The organism is Citrobacter sp. Cpo065 (genome assembly GCF_030332805.1).
In the GTDB taxonomy this organism is placed as follows: Bacteria; Pseudomonadota; Gammaproteobacteria; order Enterobacterales; family Enterobacteriaceae; genus Citrobacter; species Citrobacter portucalensis.
This window is the reverse complement of the sequence record NZ_JAOWHC010000034.1, coordinates 306,316-318,381: the sequence shown is the minus strand read 5'-3', so window position 1 is coordinate 318,381 and position 12,066 is coordinate 306,316. Positions and strand designations below refer to the sequence as shown.

Annotated in this window: 10 protein-coding genes; 4 read left to right on the top strand and 6 right to left on the bottom strand. The window is 48.6% G+C overall.

All coding sequences use genetic code 11. From position 1 onward, the window contains the following. Positions 1–13: 13 nt before the first annotated feature. Positions 14–1,285: an urea ABC transporter substrate-binding protein gene (gene urtA / locus OGY68_RS17675; RefSeq protein ID WP_286579731.1), complete on the bottom strand. Its 1,272-nt coding sequence runs from the start codon at positions 1,283–1,285 to the stop codon at positions 14–16. A 486-nt stretch (positions 1,286–1,771) separates the two neighbouring features. Here urtA and mgtS point away from each other — a divergent pair, with 486 nt between their 5' ends. Continuing rightward, entirely contained in the window at positions 1,772–1,867 is a 96-nt protein-coding gene (mgtS, locus tag OGY68_RS17670) for a protein MgtS (RefSeq protein WP_003032406.1), read from the top strand. Between the two features lie 284 nt (positions 1,868–2,151). On the opposite strand, the gene OGY68_RS17665 is transcribed toward mgtS, so the two are convergent. Beyond that, a complete protein-coding gene (locus OGY68_RS17665) occupies positions 2,152–3,078 on the bottom strand; it encodes a diguanylate cyclase (protein ID WP_008784739.1) in 927 nt (308 codons plus the stop codon). Positions 3,079–3,608: 530 nt separating this feature from the next. Continuing rightward, positions 3,609–5,654: a peptidyl-dipeptidase Dcp gene (gene dcp, locus OGY68_RS17660; RefSeq protein WP_286617296.1), complete on the bottom strand. Its 2,046-nt coding sequence runs from the start codon at positions 5,652–5,654 to the stop codon at positions 3,609–3,611. A gap of 137 nt (positions 5,655–5,791) precedes the next feature. Here dcp and ydfG point away from each other — a divergent pair, with 137 nt between their 5' ends. The 3 genes from ydfG to ydfZ all read left to right on the top strand — a co-directional run bounded on the left by ydfG (position 5,792) and on the right by ydfZ (position 7,706). Then, on the top strand, positions 5,792–6,538 hold the full coding sequence (gene ydfG / locus OGY68_RS17655; protein ID WP_020996406.1) for a bifunctional NADP-dependent 3-hydroxy acid dehydrogenase/3-hydroxypropionate dehydrogenase YdfG: 747 nt from the start codon (positions 5,792–5,794) through the stop codon (positions 6,536–6,538). Between the two features lie 86 nt (positions 6,539–6,624). Further along, positions 6,625–7,311, top strand: coding sequence for a GntR family transcriptional regulator (locus tag OGY68_RS17650; protein ID WP_003032396.1), 687 nt, complete (start codon positions 6,625–6,627; stop codon positions 7,309–7,311). Positions 7,312–7,502: 191 nt separating this feature from the next. Beyond that, positions 7,503–7,706 (top strand): putative selenium delivery protein YdfZ, encoded by a 204-nt coding sequence (gene ydfZ / locus OGY68_RS17645; protein WP_003032393.1) that lies wholly within the window; start codon positions 7,503–7,505, stop codon positions 7,704–7,706. A 74-nt stretch (positions 7,707–7,780) separates the two neighbouring features. Here the strand turns inward: ydfZ and OGY68_RS17640 are convergent, their stop codons facing one another. The 3 genes from OGY68_RS17640 to rspA all read right to left on the bottom strand — a co-directional run bounded on the left by OGY68_RS17640 (position 7,781) and on the right by rspA (position 12,018). Next, a complete protein-coding gene (locus tag OGY68_RS17640) occupies positions 7,781–9,247 on the bottom strand; it encodes a mannitol dehydrogenase family protein (protein ID WP_057068710.1) in 1,467 nt (488 codons plus the stop codon). 161 nt (positions 9,248–9,408) lie between these two features. After that, complete coding sequence (locus OGY68_RS17635) at positions 9,409–10,743, bottom strand: MFS transporter (protein ID WP_051642672.1); 1,335 nt, start codon at positions 10,741–10,743, stop codon at positions 9,409–9,411. A 60-nt stretch (positions 10,744–10,803) separates the two neighbouring features. After that, entirely contained in the window at positions 10,804–12,018 is a 1,215-nt protein-coding gene (gene rspA, locus OGY68_RS17630) for a starvation-sensing protein RspA (protein ID WP_003832907.1), read from the bottom strand. Between the last annotated feature and the right edge of the window lie 48 nt (positions 12,019–12,066).

The window sequence follows — 12,066 nt, the reverse complement described above, 5'->3', positions numbered from 1 at the left end:
GGAGGGCGTTAGATCAGTTGCTGGCGGTTTTCACAGGCTGTTCAGATTTTTTATCATTACCAGCGATGTACGGACTCCACGGCTGGGCGCGGACCGGCTCATCGGTTTGCCACACCACGTTAAACTGGCCGTTGCCTTCAATCTCGCCAATCATGACGGGTTTATGCAGGTGATGGTTGGTCGCATCCATGGTCAGGGTAAAACCTGATGGCGCAGCGAAGGATTGCCCCGCCATAGCAGCACGAACTTTATCCACATCGGTAGTTCCGGCTTTTTCTACCGCCTGCGCCCACATATGCAGGCCAACATATGTGGCTTCCATTGGGTCGTTCGTCACCACCGAATCAGCATTCGGTAATTTGTGCGCTTTGGCATACGCCCGGTAATCAGCGACAAACTTTTTGTTGGCCGCATTATCGACGGACTCAAAGTAGTTCCAGGCGGCAAGGTTACCCACCAGCGGTTTGGTATCAATACCGCGTAGCTCCTCCTCACCCACGGAAAAAGCCACCACCGGCACATCGGTGGCTTTCAGCCCCTGATTCGCTAACTCTTTATAGAACGGTACGTTAGAATCCCCATTGATGGTTGATACCACCGCCGTTTTTCCCCCTGCGGCGAATTTTTTAATGCTGGCGACAATGGTCTGGTAATCGCTGTGTCCGAATGGGGTGTACACCTCTTCGATGTCTTTATCGGCGACCCCTTTTGAGTGCAAAAAGGCGCGTAAAATTTTGTTGGTCGTGCGCGGATAAACATAATCTGTGCCCAGCAGGAAGAAGCGTTTCGCGCTACCGCCGTCCTCACTCATCAGATACTCAACCGCAGGGATCGCCTGCTGATTGGGGGCTGCGCCAGTATAGAAGACGTTAGGCGACATCTCCTCACCTTCATATTGCACCGGGTAAAACAGCAGACCGTTCAACTCTTCAAATACCGGTAGAACCGATTTACGCGAAACCGATGTCCAGCAGCCGAAAACTGCCGCCACCTTGTCCTGACTCAGCAGTTGTCTTGCTTTTTCAGCAAATAACGGCCAGTTCGAGGCCGGGTCAACCACCACCGGTTCCAGCTTTTTACCCAACACACCGCCCTGAGCATTTATTTCATCGATGGTCATCAACGCCACATCTTTTAGCGGCGTTTCGGATATGGCCATCGTGCCGGATAACGAATGCATGATGCCAACCTTAATGGTGTCGGCTGCCTGAACGATAAAACTCACGCCCATTGCGACAACAGAGGCAGAAAGTGCAAAAGCTTTTAAAAATGTACGACGCTGCATAGTTTCACTCCTGAAATTAGACTTGCTGAAAGCTCCGGTGCAGCCGGGCAGACAAAACGGTGCAAATTAAGGGTGTTCAGAAGTGATAAGGCAAAAACGATGCCAGATATTAAAACCTCATATAAAATCAACAAATTAGCATCTCGCGCACATAGATCAGTATTACATTTTCCCGCCAAAAGGATTAATCACACGAAAAATTGAACCACCATGAGACAACTCTGCATTATAAACGTGCAACAATCTGTATCAGCAGCACACCGTCATAACAGCGTCTCAGGGTTTAAAAACAGGGTTATTTGTACGCAGATAAATGTGTCTCGTCACTATTATTTATTTTATTCGACGTGATCATGTCAAAAATTTACTTTTCAGTCGAAATAATCACACAGTTCAGCCTTTGTTTAAGATTGAATTGCTACTATAGTCATAAGCGAGGTGAACTTAAGGTAAGAGAGGAAACTCACAGATAAAGGAGCATTTACTATGCTGGGTAATATGAATATTTTTATGGCTGTTCTGGGAATTATTTTATTTTCCGGTTTCCTGGCCGCGTATTTTAGCCACAGATGGGATGATTGATGAACGGAGATAGTCCTGCACCGACCCGGCCCCTTGTAGCGTAACTGCACAAGGGGCCATTTTTTTACCTGAATCGCACTCGCTGTGCCTTTTTCCTGATTTACAGATAAAAAAAACCGCCGGATAAACCAGCGGTAAATGCTTGCATGGATAGATTTGTGTTTTGCTTTTATACGCTATCTGGCAATTCCCTGCGAAGATAACGGATAGTCAGCTAACCTATCATCGACAACCCCAATGAAAGTTAAACGAAACGCAACTACCTCAAAGCGTTTTTCGAAAACTCACGCACTGAGGGGATACGAGGTTCCGTCATTGGTGTCCACCAACGCAATTTGCTCATTTTCATCCATAAACATGCAGCGATTCCTGCCGGTCTGTTTCCCCTGATACATCGCCCTGTCGGCCCGACCAAGCGCGGTATCCAGCGTTTCACCCTGTTGAACCCGGGTTATGCCTGCCGTCACCGTGATACCGATCTCTCCCTCAGCGTAGGGAATTTTTTTCTGACCAATCAGACGACAAAGTCGCAAACCCGCCTGGCATGCCTGCTCGTCCGTTTTTGTTCTGATGATGATAATGAACTCTTCTCCACCGTAGCGGTACGCCGCCTCATCATATCGCGTCCATGACAATAAATTTGATGCCAGAGCCCGCAATACCACGTCACCAACCAAATGGCCGTAGGTATCGTTAACGTATTTAAAACGATCGATATCTAACAACAATATATAAAGATTAAGCGGTTCGGCATCGAGCAACTGCCGATCAAAAGACTCATCGAGCATTCTTCTGCCAGGTAAACCTGTTAATGCGTCGATATTACTGCGGATACTCAATAAATATATTTTGTAGTCCATTACAGATGAGGTAAATGCCAGCAGCGCATCCTGGAAGCTGTCGAAATGCCATGAATGGCTACGATTCTCCACGATAGCCATTAGCAATTTCTTGCCTGATAAATGCATCTTTTCGTGGGTGGCGCTTATCTTGCTTACGTAACTACAATCATCCTCATTGTACCGTGATTGATTATTAAGCCACTGTCCAAATCGACAAGCAAAATGCGAGTTTTCACCCATAATATCTGGCTGCGTAACATCTGAAGACACCACGCAGCGGAACATGGTCACTAACCATTTGTAGTGGGCATCAATGGACTTGTTCAACTCAATCAAAATTGCATCTATTTCCTTCGTATTTCTCATCATCACGTTCTCCCTCCCTGTTCGAGCGTTTCTGATGGAATTATCTTAACGATAAAAAAGAAAATTTATGTAAATTTTTTAATAGTAATTAATAAGCCGCGATTAACAATAGCGTTGCGCTATGCCACTGGTCGCCGCATAGCGTACATCACTCAGTTCATACCAGACTCAAATTGAACACGGCCATTGAGCTTTTTATTTTCGCGGATAGATAAAAACCGCTAAGAAAGCTGATGTGTATGCTTTAAGCTTTTTATAGCTATCTTTTCCGGTTAGAGACCTAAATTGCAAGGTTATTTCTTAGGTAATATAAAAACCGGGCGTTACACCCGGTTGGGGATGCACGAAAAGATAGTGAGCAGTAGGCCGGATAAGGCGTTTACGCCGCCATCCGGCAATCTGTTACAAGCAGCCGGATGGCGCTTCGCTTATCCGGCCTACAGCGTAATTTCCTTTTCAGCACAATGATGAATTTATCGGCGTCATTATGTTTAGCTAAGCTGAATTGAGGACTTTCCCCCTCTGAACAAACCTTACGCGCTCAAACCACGATGTTCCAGCATCGGCTCCATTTTTGGATCGCGCCCGCTCCATTGGCGATAAAGTTCAGTTAAATCAGTACCGTTACCGCGGGACAAAATCGCTTCGCGGAATTTCTGCCCGTTTTCGCGAGTTAATCCGCCCTGCTCTACAAACCACTGATAGCCGTCATCGGCCAACATTTGCGTCCACAAATAGGCGTAATACCCTGCGGCATAGCCGCCGCCGAAGATATGGGCAAAATAGCTGCTGCGATAACGAGGCGGCACAGCCTTGAGATCCAAACCTTCAGCCGCCAGCGCCTGCTGTTCAAATTGATCGACCGAAAGAGATAACGCGCTCTTTTCCAGACTGTGCCAACGCATATCCAACAATGCGGCACTGAGCAGTTCGGTCATGTCGTAACCTTTGTTAAACAGGCTGGCCAGCTGCATCTTATTCCGCAACGCCTGCGGCATTTGCTCCCCGGTATCAACATGACGAGCAAAACGAGCAAAGACCTGCGGATGACTCGCCCAGTGTTCGTTGATCTGCGAAGGAAACTCAACAAAATCACGCGGAGTGTTGGTCCCTGAAAGCGTGGCATAACGCTGAGTGGCGAACAGGCCGTGCAACGTGTGCCCAAACTCATGAAATAACGTAATAACATCATCCCACAATAACAATGCAGGCTGACCCTTTGCTGGTTTTTGATAATTACACACGTTGTAAATAACCGGCCGGGTTTCATTGAGTTGCGATTGCTCAACAAAATTGCCCATCCAGGCACCACCGCTTTTCGATTCCCGGGCAAAGAAATCGCCGTAAAATAACGCCAGCCCTACGCCATCGTGATCGAATATTTCCCATACCCTAACATCCGGGTGATAAACAGGAATGTCGAACCGTTCTATAAATTTTATGCCAAAGAGTTGATTAGCTGTCCAGAAAACGCCCTCGTTCAGCACCGTATCAAGGGCAAAGTAAGGTTTGAGCTGCGCCTCATCAAGTGCATATTTCTCACGACGAACCTGCTCGGCATAAAATGCCCAGTCCCAGGCCTCGACGTTAAATTTCCCCTGTTCTTGATTGATAACATTCTGGATTTCGGCCTGTTCATCCAATGCCCTGGCTCGCGCAGCGGGAACAATCGCCCGCATGAAATTGAGTGCAGCTTTCGGTGTTTTTGCCATCTGATCGGCAATTTTCCAGGCGGCGTAATTGGCAAAACCGAGTAGTTTCGCCTGCTGCATCCGGATCTCGACCAGTCGCTGAATAATCGCCCGAGTATCGTTAGCGTCATTGTTTTCTGCTCTCGCCCAGGCGCGGTTGAACAGATTCTCACGGGTCTGGCGATCGCGTAACGCCGCAAGCGCCGGTTGCTGAGTCGTGTTCAATAGCGGGATAACCCAACGCGCTTCAAGCCCTTTCTCCTTTGCAGCTTCGGCGGCAACAGCAATTTCCTCTGCGCTGAGTCCGTCCAGGTAACGTGCATCATCCACCACCAGAGCACCGGACTTGTTCGCCGCCAGCAGACGTTGATTAAACTGGCTGGTCAACGTGGCGGACTCTGTATTGAGCGCTTTAAGGTTCGCTTTATCGACCTCATTTAAACGCGCGCCGGCTAATACAAAACGCTGGTGGATGACCTCCAGCAAGCGTAATGATTCGTTATCCAGCCCGAGCGAACCTCGCTGTTGCCAGACCGCTTCAACGCGCGAAAAAAGCGCGCCATTGAGATAAATATCATTGGCAAGGTTCGCCAGTTCTGCGGAAAACTCTTCGTCAAGGCGCTGTAGTTCATCGTTTGTGTGCGCCGCCGTCATCGCGAAGAAAACGCTGGTTACGCGTGTCAGCAAAGCGCCGCTTTGTTCAAGCGCCAGCAACGTATTGGCAAAATCAGGGGCCTGCGGGTTTTGCACAATCGCCTCGATCTCTGCACGTTTTTGCCGCACGCCTTCATCGAACGCTGGGCGATAGTGCTGCACCTCTATCTGATCAAACTTCGGTGCCTGGTACGGCAACGTGCTGTGACGTAAAAAAGGATTCGTTAACGACATCTTTCACTCCTGAAAACGATTTGTTTACCAGAGTAGACTTCCCAGGAATCAACCGCAATCGCGTTACGCAGGAATAGCTCTGAACGGAAATGACGTGCTATGGTAGTACGACATAAAAAGCGTTGAGGAACAGTGAGATGATCGTTTTAGTAACCGGAGCAACCGCAGGTTTTGGTGAGTGCATTACGCGTCGTTTTATTGAGAATGGGCATAAAGTTATTGCCACCGGACGCCGCCAGGAGCGCCTGCAGGAACTGAAAGAGGAATTGGGTGACCGCCTCTATACCGCGCAACTGGACGTACGTAATCGTGCATCGATTGAAGAGATGATGGATGCCCTGCCTGCTGAATGGCGCAATATTGATGTTCTGGTCAACAACGCGGGTCTGGCGCTGGGCCTTGAGCCTGCTCACAAGGCCAGCATTGAAGACTGGGAAAATATGATCGACACCAACAACAAGGGGCTGGTTTATATGACCCGTGCCGTTCTGCCAGGCATGGTTGAACGCAACCGCGGTCATATTATCAATATCGGTTCTACCGCGGGCAGCTGGCCATACGCTGGCGGTAACGTCTACGGTGCGACCAAAGCGTTTGTTCGCCAGTTTAGCTTGAATTTACGTACTGATTTACACGGCACTGCAATTCGCGTTACCGACATCGAGCCGGGTCTGGTTGGCGGTACGGAGTTCTCTAATGTCCGTTTTAAAGGTGATGACGCCAAAGCTGAAAAAGCCTACGAAAATACCACGGCGCTGACTCCGCAAGATGTTACAGAAGCGGTATGGTGGGTGGCTTCTTTACCGGCTCATGTCAATATCAACACCCTTGAAATGATGCCTGTCACACAGTCTTTTGCCGGGCTGAGTATCCACCGGAGCTAATTTCTCTGCCCGGCCTTGCGCCGGGTATAGATAGCCTGAAAGAAGTGATAAAATATCCGGGTTAACTCTCTAAAAAGTAAGAATGAATGACCGTAGAAACGCAGCTCAACCCTACACAGCCAGTAAATCAACAGATTTACCGTATTCTTCGCCGTGATATCGTGCATTGTCTGATTGCACCCGGTACACCGCTGTCGGAGAAAGAGGTTTCCGTACGTTTTAATGTGTCACGCCAGCCGGTACGAGAAGCATTCATCAAACTGGCCGAGAACGGTCTGATTCAGATCCGCCCGCAGCGTGGCAGCTACGTGAATAAAATTTCGCTGTCGCAGGTGCAAAACGGCTGTTTTGTTCGCCAGGCAATTGAATGTGCCGTGGTACGCCGCGCCGCATCGCTGATCAACGATCAACAGTGCTATCAGCTTGAACAGAATTTGCATCAGCAGCGCATCGCAATTGACCGAAAACAGATTAATGATTTCTTCCAGCTTGATGATGAGTTTCATCAGAAACTGGCTTTAATCGCCGAGTGCCAACTCGCCTGGGATACCGTTGAGAATATAAAGGCTACAATTGACCGCGTTCGTTATATGAGCCTGGATCATATTTCCCCGCCTGAAATGCTGCTACGCCAGCATCACGATATCTTTGCCGCCCTTGAGAAGCATGATGGCGATGCGGTCGAGCGCGCAATGATGCTCCATCTTCAGGAAATTGGTGAGTCCGTTCAGCTTATTCGTCAGGAAAATAGCGACTGGTTCAGCGAAGATTAATACTACGCTCACCTCACTCCGGGGTGAGTTTCTCCTGCGTTTTCCCCTCTCCCGCATAACTGCATAAAAAAAGCTGTGATTTTGATCGAAAACAAAAAAAATCATTAACGAGAAGCGTATTTATATTGCGCCCGTTACGTGGGACTAAAAGCCCACGGGCTTTGACGGTAAGTTGGAAAGGAGAAAACACCATGAAAACATACGATCGTAACCGTAACGCAATCACCACTGGCAGCCGCGTCATGATCAGCGACACCGGACTCACAGGCCGCATTACAGCGATAGATACCGATGGCCTGACCGCTGAGCAGATTCGCCGTGGGAAAACAGTGGAAATCGAAGGATGTGAAGGCAAATACGCCCCCCTCGAGCTGATTCGTTTAGGCATGAACTAATTGGTGTGAATGCCAGAAAACACAGCGCCATCTGGCCGTTGCAAGCCAGATGGCGGCATAAAGCATAATCTTTGTTACTTCAGTTTTGCTGCATACTTCGCAACCGTCGCCTTCGCCCCTTCAGCCAGTAAAGTAAGATACGCTTGTGTGACCTGACGGTTGAACAGTTCAACCTGTGGCAGTTCACGGCCAAAAATAGCATCGATTGCCAGCAGCGCCTGAACGCGCTCTTCTCCCTCGTTACTGCTACGCACTGCATTCTGGATCACCGGCAACAGTGGATCGCTAATTTCAATCGCCTGGCCCTGTTCATCCACACCACCGACGTAACGCATCCAACCAGCGACACCCAGTGCCAGCAGCGCAAAGTCACTACCGTGCACAATGTGCCAACGAATGGAATCAAGCATACGCTGCGGCAGTTTTTGGCTACCGTCCATGGCGATCTGCCAGGTACGATGACGCAGCGCCGGATTGCTGTAGCGTTCAATTAACAGATCGGCGTAGCGCTGTAGGTCAACACCTTTTACTTTCAGCGTAGGTGCTTGTTCCTGCAACATCAGCGCACGTGCAGCAAGACGATAGTTTTCATCGCCCATGCAATCGTTAATATGTTGATATCCTGCCAGATACCCAAGATACGCAAGGAAAGAGTGGCTGCCGTTGAGCATACGCAGTTTCATCTCTTCAAACGGAATGACATCAGCCACCAGTTCCGCCCCGGCCTTTTCCCATTCAGGACGGCCGGCAACAAAGTTATCTTCAATTACCCACTGGCGGAACGGTTCGCATGCCACGCCTGCCGGGTCGCGTACACCGGTGATATGTTCAATTTTGTCTAGTGTCTCCTGCGTAACCGCCGGGACAATGCGGTCAACCATTGTTGATGGGAAGGTCACATGTTGTTCGATCCACGCGGCCAGTTCCATATCCACCGCTCGGGCATATGCAGTGACAACATTGCGCATCACATGACCGTTTTCTGGCATGTTATCGCAGGACATCACGGTAAAGGCGGCTAAACCCGCAGCTTTGCGACGCGCCAGGGCTTCAACCACCACGCCCGGCGCAGTTTTAGGCTGTTTGGGGTTTTGCAGATCGGCTGCAATCATTGGGTTGTCTAACATCAGTTGGCCGGTCGCCGGAGAATGGCAGTATCCTTTCTCGGTGATGGTCAGGGAAACGATCGCAACCTGCGGTTCACACATCGCTGCCAGTACGCTTTCCAGACCATCAACCTGCGCATGCAATGCATTTTTCACCACGCCCACGACTCTCGCAGTCCAGGCATCAGCAGACATCTCTGCAACGGTATACAGATTATCTTGCTGTTTCAGATCGAAAATCTGCTGCTCGCCGCCAATCAGGTTCACTTCGCAGTAGCCCCAGTCACTGACGTGATCGGCGGCCAGAATGTCAGCGTAAACACCCTGATGTGCGCGGTGAAACGCGCCAAACCCCAGATGAACAATACGCGGAACCAGTTTTGTACGATCGTAGTCAGGAAGTGCAGCCTTTGCCGCTAAGAGCTTGTTTTGCATGGTATGGCCTACTTATAAATGAAATCAGGACTGTTCCAGAGTAACGCCTGTATGGTTGTATGTTTTGATTTGCATTAAGCTTTTTATGATTGGTATGACATCATTTGTTGAGTTATATACCAAAGTCAGTGAATTTGGCGGCATACTGCCGCCAAAGGATATTAATGTTTCTGCCACTGCTGATATTCACGCTTAAGTCTTTGCGGAGCGGTTTCCGGCATCATCAACAAACCAATAATTGAGATAACTCCAAGTACAATCACATAGGTTGCAAGTCCATAGTAATGTCCACCTGTTACTTGCAGAATTTTTACTGCTACCAGTCCAAGAATGCCACTGCCTATTAGCGACCCCAGTTGCCAAATTAAAGCTATTCCGCTACAGCGAATATGAGTTGGGAAAAGCTCCGGAAAATAAGAAGCCTGAGGTGCATAACACATACTATGCCCAACACTCAGTACCAGGATCATTACTATTTGTGTAAGCCAAAAACTATCCTGATTAATCGCAAGAAAGAAAGGAATAATCATAACGACCTGCAGCAGCGCACCGATAATATAGACTGGTTTACGTCCAATTTTATCGCATAGCGACCCCATCAACGGTATTGCAATTATTTCTATTATGACCGCAACGATCATTGTCTCCATCAAAATATTAGCATCAAGATTGTTTGCCTTGCCGTAAGCCAAAACAATCACTGTGAACATTGCAAATGTGCAAGCTTCAATCAGTTTCGCGCAGACCCCCTTGACAACAATGCCAGGAAAATCGCGGATAACTTCAACTAATGGACGTGATTCTTCTGCTTTTGTCTCCCTAATCTGAGCAAAGACAGGTGATTCATCAATTTTTAAGCGGATAAACAGTCCAACAATAACCAGCAACAGACTCAACAGAAACGGTATACGCCACCCGTAATCCATCATTGCCTCTGGAGAAAGTGTGGCATTTAACAGCGCAAAGAGCGCTAACGGCAGGAGGAAACCAACCGGCGCACCGATTTGAACCCAACTGGAAAAAAATCCACGATGTTTGGGTTCAGAATATTCAGCCGTCATCAGTACTGCACCAGCTTGCTCACCTCCAACGCCAAATCCCTGTAATACACGAATAAAAATAAGTAAAGCTGGAGCCCAGACACCTATTTTCTCATATGTAGGTAATAACCCTATACAGAACGTCCCCAAACCAACAATTAATATAGTAATAACCAGTGCTTTTTTACGCCCAACCTTATCGCCAATATGCCCAAAGACGATTCCTCCTAATGGTCTTGCGAGGAAACCAACAGCATAGGTTGCAAAAGCAGCGAGAGTACTTATTAACGGATCGTCACTCGGGAAAAATAGATGACCAAAAAAGAGTACAGCTGCAGTCCCGTATGCAAAAAAATCATAATACTCAGCAGCAGTACCAATTGCGGATGCTGAAGCCACTCGACGAATAATAGGCTTATTATCTACGTTATTTTTAATATCGACTGAACTAACCATAAGTTTAACCTTCTGTAGGGTATTGGGTTAATCAACATCTTTCGTACGTAAAATTTATATTTACCAGTTCCACAGCGTGCCATCTTCCAGGCGAGCAACGGGCAGATATGCAGGGTCATACGGATATTTCGCTGCCAGTTTTTCGTCAAACTCGATCCCAAGACCAGGTTTGTCTCCTGGGTGCATATAGCCGTTATCAAAGGTCCAGTTATGTGGGAACACTTCCAGCATTTGCTCGGAATAGCCCATATATTCCTGTACGCCGAAGTTCGGCACCCACAGATCAAAATGCAGCGCGGCGGCCATGCACACAGGCGACAGATCGGAAGGTCCATGTGAACCGGTACGAACCTGATACAGCGACGCGAAATCAGCAATCCGGCGCATACCGGTGATACCACCCGCATGGGTGATGGTGGTGCGGATATAGTCGATCAGTTGTTCTTCAATAAGCTGTTTACAGTCCCAGATACTGTTGAACACTTCCCCTACCGCAATCGGCGTGACCGTATGCTGGCGGATCAGGCGGAAGCACTCCTGGTTTTCAGCTGGCGTTGGGTCTTCCATCCAGAACAAACGGTACTGTTCAATGCTTTTGCCAAAACGGGCCGCTTCAATTGGCGTCAGACGGTGGTGCATATCGTGCAGGAGATGTTCGTTGAAACCAAACTTGTCACGCACGGCAGCAAACAATTTTGGTGTGAAATCCAGGTATTTCTCCGTTGACCACAACTGCTCTTCCGGCCATTGCCCTTTGGTGGCGGGTTCGTAGGCCAGTCCTTTGCCTTTAGACATACCGTAAGTGGTTTTCATACCCGGCACGCCGCACTGTACGCGAATCGCTTTAAAGCCCATTTCTTTATGACGCGCATAATCTTCGAGTACGTCATCAACGGTATGGCCTGTGGTGTGGCAGTAGACCATAACCCCTTCACGAGAAGCACCGCCGAGCAACTGGTACAACGGCATATTCGCCGCTTTCGCTTTGATATCCCAGAGAGCCATATCCACCGCAGAAATCGCCGACATGGTGACCGGACCACGACGCCAGTACGCGCCTTTGTAGAAAAACTGCCAGATGTCCTCAATACGATGCGCATCGCGACCAATAAGCTGCGGACACACGTGATCTTTCAGATAGGACGCCACGGACAGCTCGCGTCCATTTAACGTGGCATCTCCCAGCCCGGTGATCCCATCTTCTGTCGTAATTTTCAACGTTACAAAATTACGCCCAGGACAGGTGACAAACACTTCAGCCCCAACAATCTTCATTTCTTATTCCCTACATCTGTTCTTGTGATGCAGGAAATTTACTCAACT

Bases quoted from the DNA above. Each gene is read 5' to 3' on its own strand.
- mgtS (WP_003032406.1), top strand. From the start codon at position 1,772: ATGCTGGGTAATATGAATATTTTTATGGCTGTTCTGGGAATTATTTTA.
- OGY68_RS17650 (WP_003032396.1), top strand. From the start codon at position 6,625: ATGACCGTAGAAACGCAGCTCAACCCTACACAGCCAGTAAATCAACAG.
- dcp (WP_286617296.1), bottom strand. From the start codon at position 5,654: ATGTCGTTAACGAATCCTTTTTTACGTCACAGCACGTTGCCGTACCAG.
- OGY68_RS17665 (WP_008784739.1), bottom strand. From the start codon at position 3,078: ATGATGAGAAATACGAAGGAAATAGATGCAATTTTGATTGAGTTGAAC.
- rspA (WP_003832907.1), bottom strand. From the start codon at position 12,018: ATGAAGATTGTTGGGGCTGAAGTGTTTGTCACCTGTCCTGGGCGTAAT.
- urtA (WP_286579731.1), bottom strand. From the start codon at position 1,285: ATGCAGCGTCGTACATTTTTAAAAGCTTTTGCACTTTCTGCCTCTGTT.
- ydfZ (WP_003032393.1), top strand. From the start codon at position 7,503: ATGAAAACATACGATCGTAACCGTAACGCAATCACCACTGGCAGCCGC.
- ydfG (WP_020996406.1), top strand. From the start codon at position 5,792: ATGATCGTTTTAGTAACCGGAGCAACCGCAGGTTTTGGTGAGTGCATT.
- OGY68_RS17635 (WP_051642672.1), bottom strand. From the start codon at position 10,743: ATGGTTAGTTCAGTCGATATTAAAAATAACGTAGATAATAAGCCTATT.
- OGY68_RS17640 (WP_057068710.1), bottom strand. From the start codon at position 9,247: ATGCAAAACAAGCTCTTAGCGGCAAAGGCTGCACTTCCTGACTACGAT.